The sequence below is a fragment of the Xanthomonas sp. 4461 genome, assembly GCF_024806475.1.
Taxonomy (GTDB): Bacteria; Pseudomonadota; Gammaproteobacteria; order Xanthomonadales; family Xanthomonadaceae; genus Xanthomonas; species Xanthomonas arboricola_F.
This window is the reverse complement of sequence record NZ_JANTYV010000003.1, coordinates 188,531-206,414: the sequence shown is the minus strand read 5'-3', so window position 1 is coordinate 206,414 and position 17,884 is coordinate 188,531. Positions and strand designations below refer to the sequence as shown.

Here is a 17,884-nt window from a genome sequence, read left to right as displayed (position 1 = left end):
GCGCCATGCTCACGCGTGCTGCAGGCGTTGAGGCGGCGCGTAGGCCCGTTCGTCCCGCGCCAGCAGCGTATCGAGGATGCAGCGAAACGCATGCCCATCGCCGAACGGGTTGCGCCATGTCACCGAGCGTCCCAGCAGACGATCGGCGGCGGAGCGCAGCGCAACCTCGTCCAGGCCGTGGGGGAGTTCCGCCCCACCGATCTGCAAGGTTTCCGGCCGCTCGGTATTGGTGCGCAGCACCAGACATTTGCGCTGCAGGATGCAGGCCTCCTCCTGGATACCGCCGCTATCGGTCATGATCAGGGCCGCGCCCTGCTGGAGTGCCAGCATATCCAGATAGCCGACCGGCCCAATCGCGCGCAACGCCCGATGCCGCTGGGCCGCAGCGCTTCCCAGCGCGTCCAGGCGCGGGTGCATCGGAAACACCAACGGCAGGCCTTCGGCCTCGGAGATCGAGGTGACTGCCTGCATCAGGGCAGCAAAATGCGCGGGGTCTTCGGTATTGGACCGGCGGTGGCAGGTGAGCAGGTGATAGCCGCCTTCAGGTAGCCCCAGGCGTTGCAGGATCGTCGACCGTCGCAGTGCGGTCTGGGCGTGCGCCAGCGTCGCATCGGCGACGGTGTTACCGGTGATGCGGATGCGTGCACCGGTCAGACCTTCGTCGTGCAGGATCTGCGCCTGCAGTGCGGTTGGGCAGAACAGGTAATCGGACAAGTGGTCGATCAGAACGCGATTGACTTCCTCGGGCATGCTGCGATCGCGACTGCGCAGCCCGGCCTCGACGTGGGCAACGGCGATCTCCAATTTGTTGGCAGCCATGGCGCCAGCCAAGGCGCTATTGGTGTCGCCTTGCACCACCACGACATCCGGCTGCAGCTTCGCCAGCACCGGCTCGATTCCGCACAGCATCCGTCCGATCTGCACGCCATGCGGCGCGGAGCCTACGCCGAGATTGTAATCGGCCGGAGGCAGGCCCAGCTCGTCGAAGAACACCCGGTCCATCGCTTCGTCGTAATGCTGATTGGTATGGACAATCGAAAAATGCAGCCCATCGCGCAGACTGGCAGCGATCAGCGAGGCCAGTTTGATGATTTCCGGGCGGGTGCCGAGAACATAGGTGATGTGCATGGGACTCCCGATCCGGGTTCAATAGGCGTCGCGGTCAAACAGCACGATCACGCAGGTCTGCGCGATGATGCTCAGATCCAGCCAGAGCGACCAATGCTGGATGTAGGAAAGATCGTGCTGGACGCGTTGGTGCATTTTCTCCACGGTATCGGTCTCGCCGCGTAGGCCGTTGACCTGCGCCCAGCCGGTGATGCCCGGCTTGACCCGCTGACGTTGCAGATAGTTCGGCACCAATTGCTGGTATTGCGCGTTGTGAGCGACCGCGTGCGGACGCGGGCCAACAATGGCCATGTGCCCTTGAAGAACATTGAGGAACTGCGGCAATTCGTCCAGGCTGGTGCGCCGCAGAAACGCCCCGAAGCGGGTGACCCGAGGGTCTCCCCGCCTGGTTTGCGGCGCTGCGATTGCCGCATCGTGCACCTGCATGCTGCGGAACTTCCATAACTGGAACGGGCGCCCGTCCCATCCATGACGCATTTGCCGGAACAGCACCGGCCCGGGGCCGGAGAGCTTGACGCCCGCGGCCAGAGCCAGCATGAGCGGGGCGCTGATCACCACGATCGCGGTGGCCAACACACGGTCCATCGCCTCCTTCAGCATGCGCGACATGCCCGTCAGCGGGCGTACCGACAGTGACATCATCGGCAAGCCAATTACGTCTTCCAGGCACGACTGACCCGGACGAACTGCGGACAGATCCGGAATCCAGCGTGCATCCACGCAGCACGCATCCAGTTGGGCGATGCTTTGGCGAAGCCGCGCCTCTTCGCGCATCGGCCATGTGACCCACACGTCTCGGACATGCCGGGCTTCCAGCCAGCACGACAATCCAGCCATGCTGCCGAGCGCGAGGTCAGACGGTACCTGGAGCAATTCGATCCCGGAGCACGGCTGCTGCTGGATCCTCGTCACCAGCTCGGCGGTGCGCTCGGGCGGACCGAGCAGGGCGATACGCCGCCGCCCGATGTTGTGGCGATACAACCAGGCAAGTGCACCCTTCATGGCTTGTCGCACGCCCAGCAGACCGATACCGCCGCATCCAGCCCAGTAAAGGAACCACAGACGCGAGAACGCCGCGCCGGTTGCGCTCAGAAAGCTGATCGACATCAACACGCTCAGCACGATCGCCCACCCCGTCAACACGCGCCCCGCTACCATCGTCGGCGCCAGCTGAGGCCCCTGGCGATAGAGCGACAGGCGCCCGAACACCAGCAGCGTCAGCGCCGCGGCAGCGAGCAGCGCGTACGTATAGCGGGGTGCCTGCGGCAATGCCGGTTGACCGACTCGCATGGCATAGGCAAACAACCCGGTGCCGACCACCACGCCCATGTCGGCGATTTTCGCCAGACCGGCAACTGACCCAAGCAGATCACCAGATCGCCTGGGCACAACGGCGGCGCGCGGCAGCAGTGGATCGAGCGAGCTCATCCAGTGACCGCAGCCTGGCGATGGACAGTCGAGCCTACGCGTGGATGGATCAGCATTCCTCTCCCTTCATCCCTGGTTTCCTCCAAGAGTGGCAGCTCCGCTCGCGGCACCGTGCACCTGGCGATAAAGCGTGGCATAGGAACGCACCATCGCCGCGCCGGTGAAGTACTGCCGATAACGGCTCAACGCCTCCTGCCCCAATGCGTTGGCCACCTGCGGATGGTTCCATAGATAACGCATTGCATCGCGTAAGGCCACCGGATCTGCAGGCGCCACCACCAGGCCGGTCTGTCCCGCCACGTTCACAAAACTGGTCCCGGTGCCGATTTCACAGGAAATCATCGGTTTGGCATGCATCGCCGCCTCCAGCAAGGTGATGCCGAACGCCTCCGAGCGCAGATGCGATGGAAATACCAACCCTTCGCACAGCGACAGCAAGGCATGCTTGTCGGCATCGTCCAGCACGCCCAGAAAGTGGACGTGGGCCAGGCCGAGCTGCCGCGCCTGCTGGCGCAAGCGCGCGCCTTCCGGTCCGTCTCCAACGATGGCCACCGGGATCTGTGTCTCGCGCAGGGCCTGCAGCAGGTATTGCAGACCCTTGTAGTAGCGCAACACGCCGACGAACAACAGGAATCGCGGGCCCAGGCGCATGCGCCAGGTCTGCGCACGTTCGGCGTCCGGAGTATGGTGGCTGGATTGGTCCAGTCCGATCGGTATCACGCTCAGCTTGGCCTGAAAATCGGCCAGAACCGGGCTGGTGGCGCGGTAATTCGGCGATGTCGCAACGATATGGTCGACGCGGTCGAGGAACCGCTGCTGCAGCGGCCGATACAGGCGCAGCAACCGTCGTTGCCGCACGATGTCGGAGTGATACGTCAGCACCGAAGGCGTTCGAACGGCACTCGCCAGGTGCAGCACATCCATGAACGGCCACGGGAAATGATAATGGATCAGGTCGAAGCCGCGGGCCAGGCGCGCGAACTGGCGCAGCAAGCGCAGCGACACCGGCATCGATGCCAATTCGAAGTCGCGTCGAAAGCGGTGCAGCGTGTAGGGTCCCTGCATGCTGATACCCGCCAGGCGTCCATCGGCGCACAGTGTCACCACCTCGCTGTCCACACCGTACCGATGCGACTGCGTAGCGAGCGTGCGCACCACTTGTTCGGTTCCGCCCATGGTCTCCGGCAAGCTGGTCTTGTAGACGTGCAGCACCCGTAGCGGGAAAGATGCAAGGCTCAAGCGGCCAACACGTCACGGTATGCATCGGCCGTCGCCGCCGCGCAACGCTGCCAGCTGAACTGGGCTGCGCGCTGCAGCCCCGCCTGCCGCGCGGCGTCACGCCAGGCCGCATCGTCCATGCCCCTTGCCAACGCCAGGGCCAATGCGCCGGGATCGGCAGGATCGAACAGCATCGCTGCATCGGCCGCCACCTCCGGCAATGCCGACGCCGATGAGCAAAGCACGGGCGTACCGCTGGCCATGGCCTCCAGCACCGGCAGGCCAAACCCTTCGTACAGCGAGGGAAACACGAACAGACGGGCACCTGCCATCAGCGCCGGCAGACAGTCCTGTGGGACGTAGCCGAGATAGCGTAGCCAACCGGCCTGTTCGGCATTACGCATGCGCGCATGCAACGCCTCGCTGGACCAGCCGCTGTGGCCTGCGATCACCAACGGGTAGCGCGCACGCCGGGCGGCGGGCATGGCCGCGTACGCCGTCAGCAGCATGTCGATATTCTTGCGTGGTTCGATGGTACTCACGCACAGACAATACCCATCGGCCTGCAGGCCCAGCGCCTGCAGCGGTGCGGCTAGCTCGGCCGGGGGATGCGACCGAAACGCCGGATCTGCTGCCAGCGGGATCGCACGGATACGCTCCAGCGGCAAGGCAAAGTGCGCAGCGATCTCCTGCCGCGAGAATTCCGAGACAGTTACGATCAATTGCGCGCGTTGCACCGCCAGTGCCAATTCCTTGCGCATGTAGCGCACCCGGTCGGCGCGGTGGCATTCGGGCCAGCGGTAGATCGAAATGTCGTGGAAGGTCGCAACGCTGGGACCGCCATACGAAGGGAGGTAGTAATTGCAGCCATGCAACAGCGCCGGCTCCTGGCCGCGAAGGGCGCGCGCCTTGGCCAGATTACCGAGGCGTCGATAGACGTCCGTCGCCGCTTCGATCCGCGAGAAACGATCACGCATCCACGACGCAACGGTCGAGGCCGGTCCGGGACTCGGTCGCTGTTGGAGCAGGCGTCGCCCATGCAGGTACTGCAACGATTCGATCTGCGGCAGTGCAGCCAGGTGCACCGCCAGTTCCTGCGTATAACGTCCGACCCCGGTAAGCGGGTGTCGAATCGACTCGGTAGCCAGGATGATATGCACGACGCGTGGCGACGATCAGGGCCGTTGGCAGGCGACGGCGCAGATGCCCGGGGCGCGCTGTACCGTCGGCGGTCTATCGGTACCTGGATGCAACGACTGGCACCGGCCCATTCCATGCTCCTCGTGGCGACCGACCCAGTCTACCCGCTGCCGAAGATGGCGGCGACCGAGTGATCCTCACTGCCACAGCGACGCCAGCCATGCACGCCGCGCTGTATCTTCGCTACAGCAGCGCACCTGCCAGCGCCGGAAGATCCGATCCGGCCATCGCAGGCAGCGACGTCAGGGGCTTCCATCGCCTGATCCGCTGCATCCGCACATGGCGAACTAGCCAACCTGCGGTCTGGCGCTATCGGCCCGTGTCGGCCCGTGTCGGCCCGACGCGCCACCCCGGCATGCGCCCCCCGGCTGCCGGATGGAACGACGACAGCTCAGTGATTCGGTACCCAGTCGCCTGGACGGATGCGCGGGGTTCGCCTGTAGGCATCGCACTCGCCTGTCAACGCCCGTGCAGCTGGCTCCGGTCGTCCCGTTACGCACAGACGGCATGACTAACGCGCTGCGGCAGGCAGCAGGTCGACAACCTGCTCGGTTGCCGCATCCACCGCAGCGCGCGTGTACAGCAGCGGGAAGTAGCTGCCCTGCAGCCACAGCGGCGCCAGGTCGCGGTAATGCGGGCTGGCCGGGTCGCCGGATTGGCCGGGGTAATTCATGGCGCGCGAATTATCCCAATCGCCCAGGTCGATGATCAGACGTGCGGACGGGCCGATGGTCTGGCGGAAGTCGCTGGGATCGTAACTGGATTGATTGGGCGTGTACGGGCTGCCGCCCTTGGCGAAGGGGCCGACATCCAGCCGCGCGCGTTCGGCGCCGAGCGCTGCGCTCATCGCATGGGTGACGGTGTTGGTGTGCAGCTTGCCCCACTGCCATTGCGCCGGATCGGAGCCCTGCCTGTCGACCAGCGATTGATAGGCGCTGCGCAGCGACTCCAGCAGCAACCGGTTGCGAGCCGCGACAGGGTCGGGCCCGAACGCAGCGCCCGGATGCTCCAGCGCCTCCAGCAGTACCGCGGCGTCGGGCATGCCGAACGTGGCTGCCTCCGCCGGGCCCATCACCATGGCCTTGTAGGCCGCGCCGAGGTCGCTGCTGAACCACACTTCCTCCAGCGCGGCAGCGGCAGAGGTTGCGCTGACTTCGCCGTTCCACGGCCGCAGCAGTGCCAACGCCGCGTTGGTCGCCGGGTCCTGCGCGTGCAGCGGCTGGATCAGCGCCACCAGCCGCTGCGCCGGCAACGACACCTGGTCGTTCTGCAACTGCTGCGAATCCTGCAAGGTCACCTTGGGCAGCTGCGAGAGCACCTGGGTGATGCGGGCGTGCCGCGCGTCGTTGGCCCATTCGAAGCCGATCTTGCGTGCCAGGGATGGATCGCCGTCCGGCAGATTCATCTCGTTGGAGGTGGTGATGAAACCGGAAGCGGGATTCTTCGATGACGGCAGCACATCGCTGTGCCAGAAGCCGCTCCACTCGTAGCGTCCATCGCCGGGAACCGGCAGCAGCCCATCGGAGTGCGCGCGGCGCGGGGGCGTGCCGGCCGTCGCCCAACCGATGGTGCCGTGCACGTCGGCATAGACCTGGTTGACCGACGGCGCGCCCCAGTGTGCGAGCGCGCCCTTGAACTGCTCGAACGATGCGCTGCGCAGATACCGCAGCGACCCCAGATACGGCGCCGTGCCGGGTTGACTCCAGACCGAGGCAATGGCGTAGGCGATGTGCTTGTCCGCATCGACATAGACCACCGGCCCATGCCGGGTGAATTGCAGCTCCACCGGCACCGGTTTGCCATCGCGCACGGCAATGGATTCGCGCTGCGTACGCATCGGCTCCCAATAGCCTTGATACCAATAGGACGCGTGATCGGCCGGATTCAGACGGTAGACGTAGAGATCTTCCTGGTCGATGTTGAAGATGGTCAGGCCGAAGGCGCTGGTACGGTTGTGGCCGATCGCGATCCCCGGCGCGGTGGGCTCGCCGGCACCGATGATGTCCAGCCCCGGACTGCTCAGATGCACGAAGTAGCGCAGGCTGGGCACGGTATAGGCCCGATGCGGATCATCTGCCAGCACCGCATGACCGGTGGCCGACTTGTGCGGGGCGATCACCCAGTTGTTGCTGCCTTCTGCAGCGGCTTGTTCTTCCGGGCGCAGCGACGCGCTGTCGGCGATGGCGCTGCGCGGCTGGGTATCGGCGCTCAGCCTGGGGCTCTGCGTGGCCAGTTCGTAGACCTTCAATACCGCGTCCGGAAGGCAGGGGTCCAATCCTTCGGGCACGTGGGTGGTCCAGGCCGGCTGCAGCTTCAGGCGGATCGCGTCGATGCGCAGCGAAGCCTTGCAGGCGACCTTGGCGCGTGCGACCTCGCTTTTGACGTTGCGGCTCAAGCCGGTGCTGCGGATGCGCAACACATCCTCGGTCGACCAGGTCTGCGGACGATAGCCGAAGGTGCGGAATTCGTAAGGCAGCGCCTGTGGATGCGCATCCAGCCAGGCGATATAGGCATTGATGCCGGCAACGAATCGGCTCACGTCGCGCTGTGCGTCGGGGCCGCAACTGGCCCATTCGGCGTGCATATCGCCGCGATACAGAAACAGCCGCGAGGCGCGATCCTGGGCGACGTAGGCCGGCCCGAACGCCTCGGCCAGATGGCCAAGCCCTTTACGTCGCAGCAGATCGAGCTGGAACAGGCGGTCGCGCGCGACATTGAATCCCTGCACGAAGAACGCGTCGCCATCGGTGCGCGCGTAGATGTGCGCCACGCCCCAACGATCGACGCGGATCTGCGCCGGCTGCTCCAGCCCGGCCACTGCCATGGACGATGGCGATGGCGACGACGCTGGTGCGGCATTGCCATGCAGGCTCAGGCTGCTCAGCAGCAGGCACAGCGCCCACCTGTGTGGTGTGTGGAGCATGGATGAGGCCTTGTGACTGCAGAAAGGACGATGCCGCACGCCTGCACGCCTGCACGATGACACCGACAGCCGTGCAGCGTGCCGCATTGGCGGCGTGTGCTTGCACGGATTGCAGAATGCACGGCGCAGCAAGCGAATCGTGCCGGGGGCGGCTGCGATGCAGTGTGGCTGCAGTGCCGTGCCCTGCGTTGCATGCACAGGCACACGCCCACAGGACTGTCGTGTCGGCTTGATCGCATGCTGTACGTGCGCATTCGCACGATGCCAGGCGTCGCATGCGCAACCATCGACAGCCGATATGCCATGGCATCGCGCGTCATGCATGCATGCATCGCCTGCAGCATCGCGGAATGCTGCCTTCACATGCGCCGTGGCGCGAGCGCGCATGATCGCGGTTCTAGCGGCACTGATGCCGCACAGGCAATGTCTCCATGCCGCCAAAGCGGAAAGCGTCTGCGTTCTCTCTCTGGTGGCAATCGATTACCCAACCAGCACCATCGCTGCAGACGCACCCGGCTCGGGATGCGGCCGTGCCCGGCGCTGCATTGCTCGGCGACGAGCAGATGGAAATGCTGGCGCGCGCGCTGGCAACGACGCACACGCTCTACACCGGCCCGGCACGCGAGCTGTTGTTGTCGGGACTGAAGTCCAATCAACGCGCGCTCGAAAGCGCGGCATCGCGCCTGAACGAGATGGCGGCCGCTGGCGTGCGCCTGCACCCTGCCGGCGAATGGCTGCTGGATAACGATTATCTGGTCCAAGAGCAGATCCGCCTAGCGCGCCAGCATCTTCCGCCTGGTTACAGCCGCCAGTTGCCGCGCCTGCGCACGCCGAACTCCATCGGTCTGCCGCGGGTCTACGAGTTGGGGTTGCAGGTCGTGGCGCATGGCGATGGGCGCGTGGATGCGATCACGCTGAGCCGTTTCATCGCGGCCTACCAACAGGTGGCACCGCTCAAGCTCGGCGAACTGTGGGCCATTCCGATCGTGTTGCGGCTGGCCTTGATCGACAACCTGCGCCGCGTTGCCGACGGCATCATGCACGACGGGCGCGACACGGCTCTGGCTGCGCATTGGGCCGCTATGCTCAACGCCACGGCCGCCGCGCAGCCCAAGGACGTGGTGGGAGTGGTGGCCGACATGGCGCGCTCGCAGCCGCCGGCCAGCGGCGCGTTCGTCGCCGAACTGACGCGCGGTATCCAGGGCCGCGGCCCGGTGCTGTCGATGGCCAGCGCCTGGGTGGAACAGTGGCTGGCGAGCGAAGGCCACAGCGTCGAGGGAATGGTGCATGCCGAAAGCCAGCGCCAGGCGGCCGACCAGGTATCGATCGGCAACAGCATCGGCAGCCTGCGCTTTCTGGACGAGATGGATTGGCGCGAGTTTGTCGAAACCATGAGCGTGGTCGAGCAGATCCTGCGCAAGGATCCGGCCGTCGTGTACGCGCGCATGGATTTCCAGACCCGCGATGCGTACCGGCACGTGGTGGAACATCTGGCCCACCGCATGAAGTGCGACGAACCCACGGTGGCCGACACCGTGCTGCGATTGGCCGCACAAGCGCACGCGGCCGAACCGGTGGCCGCGCACGTGGGTTACTACCTGGTGGATGCGGGGTTGCCGCTGTTGCGTGCCGCGCTGGGCGATCCGGCCACGCCCGGCACGCCGACGCCACCGCGTCTGCGCGTGCGTCGCGTCGCGCTGCCGACGTACCTGTTGCCGATCGCAACGATCGCGGCGCTGTGGACCGGCGTGTTGCTGCAGTGGGCCGGCGCATTGCCGCCGGCGCTGTGGTGGATCACTGCCGGCATCGCGCTGCTGGCGGCCAGCGAGTTGGGCATTGCCCTGGTCAACTGGGTGGCGACGCTGTGGGTACGCCCGCGCCCGTTGCCGCGCATGGACCTGCGTGCCGGCATCACGCCCGATTGCCGCACGCTGGTGGTGATGCCGAGCATGCTGGCCGGTACCGATGCCATCGACGAGCTGGTCGGTGCGCTGGAGGTGCATTACCTGGCCAACCGCGACGCGCAGCTGTACTTCGCGCTGCTCACCGATTTTCTCGATGCGGCGCAGGCGCTGTTGCCGGCGGACATGGCGCTGGTGGCGCATGCGGCGCAGCACATCGACCGGCTCAACGCGGCCTATGCCGACGCGCACGGCGATCGGTTCTTCCTGCTGCACCGCGCCCGCCAGTGGAATGCGGGCGAAGGCTGCTGGATGGGCGCCGAGCGCAAGCGCGGCAAGCTCGAAGCGCTCAACCGCCTGCTGTGCGCCGAGGATGCGCCGCTGCAGGCCGCCAGCGACTTCCTGCAGGTGCAGGGCGATGTCGCCGTCCTGGTGGGGGTGCGCTATGTGATCACGCTGGACAGCGATACCCATCTGCCCAGGGATGCGGCACGTGCCCTGGTCGGGGCGATGTCGCATCCGTTGAACATGCCGCGCCTGGATGCGTCCGGGCAGTACGTGGAAGCCGGCTACGGCATCCTGCAGCCCGGCCTGGGCACCGGCATGAGCGAGGGCGGCGAATCGCGCTTTGCGCGCATGTTCGGGATCGAACCGGGCATCGATCCGTACACGCGGGTGGTGTCGGACGTGTATCAGGACCTGTTCGGCGAAGGCTCGTTCATCGGCAAGGGCATCTATGCGGTGGCGACCTTCGAGCAGGTGCTGGCCGGGCGCTTCCCCGACAACCGCGTGCTCAGCCACGACTTGCTGGAAGGCTGCTATGTCCGCGCCGGGTTGCTCAGCGACGTGCGCCTGTACGAGCGCCATCCGCAACGCTATGCCACCGATGCCAAGCGCCGCGCGCGCTGGGTCCGCGGCGACTGGCAGCTGTTGCCGTGGCTGCTGCCGTGGGTGCCCGATCGCGGCGGCAAGCGCGCGCGCAACCGGTTGTCGTGGCTATCGCGCGGCAAGCTGCTGGACAACCTGCGCCGCAGCCTGGTGGCGCCGGCCGCCTTCGGCCTGCTGCTGATCGGCTGGCTGTGCTCGCCCACGCCATTGCGCTGGACAGCCTGGCTGCTGGTGCTGTGGCTGCTGCCGGGGCTGTGCTCGGCGCTCTATGCGCTGGCGCACCCGCCCGAAGGTCTGGGGTTGCGCCATCACGCGCGCCAGGTCGGCGTGGGGCTGCGTCAATACCTGTTGCGCACCGGCGTGGTGCTGGCCTGCCTGCCGTTCGAGGCCGGGCTGCAACTGGCGGCCATCGCCCGCACGCTGGTGCGGATGGCCATCACCCATCGCCATCTGTTGCAGTGGGCGCCATCCAGCGAAGTGGAACGCAGCGCGCGCAGCGGCAATGCCGAGCATCGCCTGATGGCCGGCGCCGCCTGCGCCGCGGCGCTGGTGGTTGCAGCGGTTGCGTGGTGGTCGCCGGTGGCGCTGTGGGTGGCACTGCCGCTTGGCGTGGCGTGGATGGGCGCGCCCTGGCTGATGGCCTGGCTGGGCGGGCAGCCCGCCGCCCCGGTGGCGCAATTGTCGCAGGAGCAGCGCGCTTTCCTCGGCGGATTGTCGCGGCGCACCTGGGCGTTCTTCGAAACCCATTGCACCGCGCAGCATCATTGGCTGCCGCCGGACAACGTGCAGGAATATCCGGTCACGGTGGTGGCCAACCGCACCTCGCCGACCAACATCGGGCTGGGCCTGCTGGCCAACCTGGCCGCCTACGATCTGGGCTACCTGACGGTGGCCGGCGTCATGAGCCGCGTGGCCGATACGCTGACCACCCTTGAATCGCTGCCGCGCCACCGCGGCCATTTCTACAACTGGTACGACACCGAAACGCTGGTGCCGCTGCTGCCGCGTTATGTCTCCACCGTCGACAGCGGCAATCTGGCCGGTCATCTGCTGACGCTGCGGCAAGGGTTGCTGGCGCTGGTGGAGGCGCCGGCGGTCTCGATGGCGGTGTTCGACGGGCTGGCCGACACCTTGAGTGTGCTGGCATCGCACGCCAGGGCACGCAACGTCACCGCCGATGCGCTGGATGCGCTGGATACGATGGCGCAGGGCGTGCAGGGCCTTTGCAGCCAGCCCGCGCCAAGCCCGCCCCAGGCCGACAAGGCGCTGCGCCTGCTGTTGGCGCAAAGCCAGCGGATCCTGTCGCTGATGCCGGTCAGCGGCGACGACGAAGAACCGTGGCCGCAGCGGCTGGTGGCCAGTTGCAAGGCCGCCCTGGCCGAGTTGAGTCACTGCGCACCGGCCCTTGCCGACACCGATCCGCACGCAGCAGGGACGACGGGCGCCATGGTCGCCACGCTGCGGCAACTGGCCGCCAGCGACTGCGCACCGAACGTGCAGAGCTGGGCCGCCAACCGTGTGCAGGAACTGCACCGGCTGGCGCATCGCGCCGGGCAGTTGGCGCAGATGGATTACGACTTTCTCTACAACCGTGCCCCGCAGTTGTTGTCGATCGGCTACAACGTCGACGACCGTCGCCTGGACAGCGGCCATTACGATCTGCTGGCCTCCGAGGCGCGCCTGGGGATATTCGTGGCCATCGCCCAGGGCAAGCTGCCGCAGGACAGCTGGTTCGCGCTCGGGCGCACCCTGACCGATACCGGTGCCGAGCCGACGCTGCTGTCGTGGAGCGGCTCGATGTTCGAATACCTGATGCCCGACCTGGTGATGCCCAGCTATCCGCAGACGCTGCTGAACCGCTCGATGCGCGGCGCGGTGCAGGCGCAGATCCGCTACGGCGCCGCGCGCGATGTGCCCTGGGGCGTTTCCGAATCGGGCTACAACACGGTCGATACGCGACGCAATTATCAATACCGCGCGTTCGGTGTGCCCGGGCTCGGACTCAAGCGTGGCCTGGGCCAGGATCTGGTGATCGCCCCGTATGCCAGCGCGATGGCCTTGATGGTCGACCCGGATGCGGCATGCCGCAATCTGCAGCAATTGCAGGCGCTGGGATTCGGCGGCCGCTTCGGGCTGTACGAGGCGATCGACTACACCCCATCGCGGGTGCCGCGTGGCGAACAACACGCCGTGGTCCGCTCGTTCATGTCGCACCATCAGGGCATGGCGCTGCTGGCACTGGACCACGTGTTGCGCGATGCGCCGATGCAACAGCGCTTTGTCGCCGATCCGCAATTCCAGGCCACGCTGCTGCTGTTGCAGGAGCGCGCGCCGCGTGCCGGCGTCTACGTCAAGGGATTGACCCAGGCCGCGGAGCGCCCGGTTCCCACCGAGGCGGGCATGGCCTTGCGCATCCATCGCGACCCCGATCTGGCCCAGCCGGCGTTGCAACTGCTCTCCAACGGGCGTTACCACGGCATGCTGACCTCGGCCGGTGGTGGCTACAGCCGCGCGCGCGACATGGCGGTCACCCGCTGGCGCGAGGACGGCACCCGCGACCACTGGGGCACCTTCTGCTATCTGCGCGATGTGGACAGCGGCGCGGTGTGGTCGGCCGCGCATCAACCCACCTGCGTGCCGGTGGAGCGCTACGAAGCGATCTTTTCCGACGCGAAAGCCGAGTTCAAGGGCAGCCACCAGCGCTACGACAGCCATCTGGAAATCGCCATCTCCGCCGAGGACGACGTGGAGCTGCGCCGGCTGCGCATCCGCAACCGCTCGCGGCAGACGCGCGTGATCGAAATCACCACCTATGCCGAAGTGGTGCTGGCGCCGGCGCAGGCCGACGAGGCGCATCCGGCCTTCAGCAACCTGTTCGTGCAGACCGAGATCCTGGCCGACAAGCAGGCGCTGCTCTGTACACGGCGCCCGCGCGGGCATGACGAGGCGCAGCCGTGGATGCTGCATCTGGTGGCCGTGCACGATGCCGACGTGGCGACGATTTCCTACGAGACCGATCGCGCCGCCTTCGTCGGGCGCGGGCGCAGCACCCGCAATCCGCTTGCCTTGCACGCGCACGCCAACCTGTCCGGCGCGGCCGGCTCGGTGCTGGACCCGATCGTGGCGATCCGCTGCCGCATTTCGCTGGCGCCCGACCAGCAGGCGCAGGTGGACATGGTCTATGGCGTCGGGACCCAACGCGAGGCCTGCACCGCGCTGATCGACAAATACCGCGACCGCCGTCTGGCCGATCGGGTGTTCGACCTGGCGCTGACCCAGAGCCAGGTCACGCGCCGGCAGATCGACGCCTCGCTGGAAGACGCGATGCTCTACGAGCGGCTGGCCGCGCGCGTGCTGTTCGTCGACCCGCAATTGCGCGCCGATAACGAAGTACTGCTGCACAACCATCGTGGCCAGTCGGCGCTGTGGAGTCATGCCATCTCCGGCGATCTGCCGATCGTGCTGTTGCGCATCACCGACCCGGACAATCTCGACCTGGCGCGCCAGCTGGTGCAGGCACACGCGTACTGGCGCCTGAAGGGCCTGCGCGCGGATCTGGTGATCTGGAACGAAAGCCAGGCCGGCTATCGCCAGCAGTTGCAGGACGCCATCCTGGGCCTGATCGCCGCCGATCCCGAAGCCAATGTCCTCGACCGTCCCGGCGGCATCTTCGTTCGCGCCATCGAACACATTTCGCAGGAAGACCGCGTGCTGCTGCAGACCGTGGCGCGCGCGATCCTGTGCGATGCCAACGGCACGCTGGACGCGCAACTGCAGCGCCACCCCAGCGCACGCGCGCAGCCGCCGCTGCTGGAGCCGATCCAGCAGCTGGACAGCGCCGACGCGTTGGCCAGCACCCACGCCGCCTATCTGGACCGCACCCTGCAGGCCGCATCCGACGAAGCGGTGCTGTTCGACAATGGCCTGGGCGCGTTCGCCGCCGACGGCCGCGAGTACCGCATCACCCTGGACGAGGGCATGCCCACGCCGGCACCGTGGTGCAACGTGCTGGCCAACGCGCAGTTTGGCAGCGTGGTCAGCGACAGCAGCGCCGGCTACAGCTGGGCCGAGAACGCGCACGAGTTCCGGCTGACGCCATGGCATAACGACCCGGTCGGCGATGCCTCCGGCGAAGCGTTCTATCTGCGCGACGAAGACACCGGGCAAGTGTGGTCGCCCATGGCGCTGCCGTGCCGCGGCAGCGGCCGCTACACGGTGCGCCATGGCTTCGGCTACAGCGTCTACAGCCATACCGCACACGGCATCGGCAGCGAGTTGTGGGTGTTCGTGGATGCGCAACGGCCGATCAAGTTCAGCCATCTGCGGTTGAAGAACCTGTCCGGGCGCCCACGCCGTCTCAGCGTGACCGGCTATGTGGAATGGGTGCTAGGTGACATCCGCACGCGCTCGCAGCTGCATGTGGTCAGCGAGGTCGACCTGGGCAGCAGCGTGCTGACCGCACGCAACCCGTACAACACCGAGTTCGACGGGCGCGTGGCGTTCTTCGATGCCGATGCGCCCAGCCGCAGTATCACCGCCGACCGCAGCGAATTCATCGGCCGCAACGGCAGCCTGGCCGCACCGGCCGCGCTCGCCCGGCAGCGGTTGTCCGGGCGCGTGGGTGCCGGCCTGGACCCATGCGCGGCGATCCAGATCCCGCTGACGCTGGCGGCCGAACAGAGCTTTGAGACGGTGTTCCGGCTGGGTGCGGCCAGCAACCGCGACGCTGCGCTGGAACTGGCGCGCAGCAGCCGCGGCGTGGCCACCGCGCAGGCCGCATTGCTGGACGTGCGCAGGCACTGGGAACAGGTGCTCGGCAGCGTGCAGGTGCGCACGCCCGACCCTGCCGTGGATCTGCTGGCCAATGGCTGGCTGCTCTACCAGACCATCGCCTGCCGCTTCCTGGCGCGCAGCGGCTATTACCAGTCCGGTGGCGCGTTCGGCTTCCGCGATCAATTGCAGGACAGCATGGCGATGGTGCACGCGCAACCGGCGCTCAGCCGCGCCCATCTGTTGCGCAGCGCCGCGCATCAATTCGTGCAGGGCGATGTGCAGCATTGGTGGCACCCGCCACAAGATCGCGGCGTACGCACGCAGTGCTCGGACGACTTCCTGTGGTTGCCGCAGGCGCTATGCCGCTATCTGGACACCACCGCCGACACCAGCGTGCTCGACGAACCTGTCGGCTTCATCGACGGGCGCGCGCTCAAGCCCGACGAGGAATCGTATTACGACCTGCCGCAGCTCACCGGCAACGTGCAGTCGCTGTACGCACATGGTGTGCTCGCCCTGCAGCGCGGCATGACGCGACTGGGCGAGCGCGGCCTGCCGCTGATCGGCAGCGGCGACTGGAACGACGGCATGAACCGGGTCGGCAAGGACGGCAAGGGCGAAAGCGTCTGGCTGGGCTTCTTCCTCTACGACACCCTGCTGCGCTTTTCAGCCGTGGCCACGCAACGCGACGATACGGTCTTCGCCGCCAGCTGCCACACCCATGCGCAGGCCTTGCGCGTAGCGCTGGAACAACACGCCTGGGATGGGCAGTGGTACCGGCGCGCCTGGTTCGACGACGGCACCGTGCTGGGCTCGCACAGTTCCGACGAATGCCGCATCGATTCGTTGTCGCAGAGCTGGTCGGTGCTGTCCGGAGCGATGGATCCGGCGCGCAGCGCGCAGGCGATGCAGGCCATGTACCAGCACCTGGTCGATGCCGATGCGGGCATCGTCAAACTGCTGATGCCGCCGTTCGATCGTACCGGCCACGACCCGGGCTATATCCGGGGCTACGTACCCGGCGTGCGCGAGAACGGCGGCCAGTACACGCATGCGGCGGTGTGGGCGGCGATGGCCTTCGCCCACCTCGGCGACAGCGCGCGCGCCTGGCAACTGGCCGGGATGATCAACCCGATCCACCACGCCCTGGATGCCGACGCCGCGCAGCGTTACAAGGCCGAACCCTATGTGCTGGCGGCCGATGTCTACGCAGTGGCGCCGCACGCCGGCCGCGGCGGCTGGAGCTGGTACACCGGCGCGGCCGGCTGGATGTACCGGCTGCTGACCGAATCGCTGCTTGGTCTGCAACGGCATGGCACCCGCATGCATATCGTGCCGTGCATCCCGGCCGGCTGGCCGGGCTATCAGCTGCGTTATCGCTTCGGCAGCAGCACCTACGTCGTCGACGTCACCCAGCGCCCGGGGGTCCAGCCACGGCTGGAAATCGACGGAGTGACGCAAGCCGAGCTTGCTTTCACCCTGGTCGACGACGGCGAGGTCCACGCTGTCGCCCTGGACTGGCCGGGAGAGGCGACATGAGCATGCGCACACGCACCCACACCAATCACCAGCTTTCCGACCTGGGCAGGATGTTGTCGGTGTGGCCGCAACGGGTACGTGACCCCAGCCAGTTCTGGCCGCAATTCGATGCCTTGGCCAAAGGCATCCTGGATGAGGCGGCCGAAGCCGATCTGCAACGCGTGCAGCGTCGCTTGCGGCAGCTGCTGCACCGCCACGGGCTGACGCGCGCGCAGTGAGCGTGCAGGCCGTCTCCACGGTCTCGTCGTCTGGTAAACAGGCTTCGGAGCGGGCAAGGCGCCGTCGCCAAACCGTAGCTTCGCTCAGCTGCAACCGACCCATCGCAGCGGTCATCACCGCTGAGCCGGCGAGAGGTGCGGCTTGGCGTCGTTTTGGTACAGCGTCAACTGCTCAGTCGGTCGCGCGCGCGATGCCCTCGCCGCTCGCGGGACACGCCGCAAGTACGTCCCTGTAGGCTCGGTGGCGGCATCCATGCCGCCACACGGTCCCGCAAGCGGCGTGGACACCGCACCAGAGAGGTATTCGGTTGCTCTCTTAAAAAGCTTGTCCGTTGCTCGGCTTGCATTGGCACACTGATCGGATGCGTCGTCATTCAGTGGGGCACGTCATGCATTGCTTGCACCCTGCATACCGACCCTCTCCACCGGTCCTTGCCCGCCCACCGTCGCGGGACCTTACGCGGCATGGATGCCGCGTAAGAGCCTACATGGACGTACTTGCGGCGTGTCCTGCGAGGGTGGGCGGGCAAGGGCCCTGCAATCAGGCCGCAGGCCATTCGCTCTGCATCTGATCTATCCGAAATATCCAATTCCATCGGGACACAAGATGCAAAAGCAGCCAAAGATTTGAGTCATAGAGGCATTTGGATACAGTCAAAAGCTGAGTG

Annotated in this window: 7 protein-coding genes; 2 read left to right on the top strand and 5 right to left on the bottom strand. The window is 66.7% G+C overall.

Translation table 11 applies throughout. The annotated features are described in order from the left end of the window. Nucleotides 1-9 precede the first annotated feature (9 nt). The 5 genes from wecB to FHY19_RS13170 form a co-directional block, all read right to left on the bottom strand. Nucleotides 10-1,128, bottom strand: a complete 1,119-nt coding sequence (wecB, locus tag FHY19_RS13190) for a UDP-N-acetylglucosamine 2-epimerase (non-hydrolyzing) (RefSeq protein ID WP_259166564.1) — start codon at nt 1,126-1,128, stop codon at nt 10-12. Nucleotides 1,129-1,146: 18 nt separating this feature from the next. Next, nucleotides 1,147-2,556 carry an undecaprenyl-phosphate glucose phosphotransferase gene (locus FHY19_RS13185; protein WP_259159076.1) on the bottom strand — a complete coding sequence of 470 codons (1,410 nt, stop codon included), beginning with the start codon at nt 2,554-2,556 and terminating at the stop codon, nt 1,147-1,149. A gap of 66 nt (nt 2,557-2,622) precedes the next feature. Beyond that, on the bottom strand, nt 2,623-3,795 hold the full coding sequence (locus FHY19_RS13180; RefSeq protein ID WP_276580832.1) for a glycosyltransferase: 1,173 nt from the start codon (nt 3,793-3,795) through the stop codon (nt 2,623-2,625). Further along, nucleotides 3,792-4,934 carry a glycosyltransferase family 1 protein gene (locus FHY19_RS13175; protein ID WP_259166562.1) on the bottom strand — a complete coding sequence of 381 codons (1,143 nt, stop codon included), beginning with the start codon at nt 4,932-4,934 and terminating at the stop codon, nt 3,792-3,794. Before FHY19_RS13175 ends, FHY19_RS13180 begins: the two co-directional genes overlap by 4 nt. Nucleotides 4,935-5,485: 551 nt before the next feature. Continuing rightward, entirely contained in the window at nt 5,486-7,897 is a 2,412-nt protein-coding gene (locus FHY19_RS13170) for a penicillin acylase family protein (RefSeq protein ID WP_259166561.1), read from the bottom strand. A gap of 563 nt (nt 7,898-8,460) precedes the next feature. Here FHY19_RS13170 and FHY19_RS13165 point away from each other — a divergent pair. Next, complete coding sequence (locus FHY19_RS13165) at nt 8,461-16,998, top strand: glucoamylase family protein (protein WP_259166941.1); 8,538 nt, start codon at nt 8,461-8,463, stop codon at nt 16,996-16,998. Beyond that, complete coding sequence (locus FHY19_RS13160; protein ID WP_259166560.1) at nt 16,995-17,216, top strand: hypothetical protein; 222 nt, start codon at nt 16,995-16,997, stop codon at nt 17,214-17,216. Before FHY19_RS13165 ends, FHY19_RS13160 begins: the two co-directional genes overlap by 4 nt. Nucleotides 17,217-17,884: the final 668 nt, after the last annotated feature.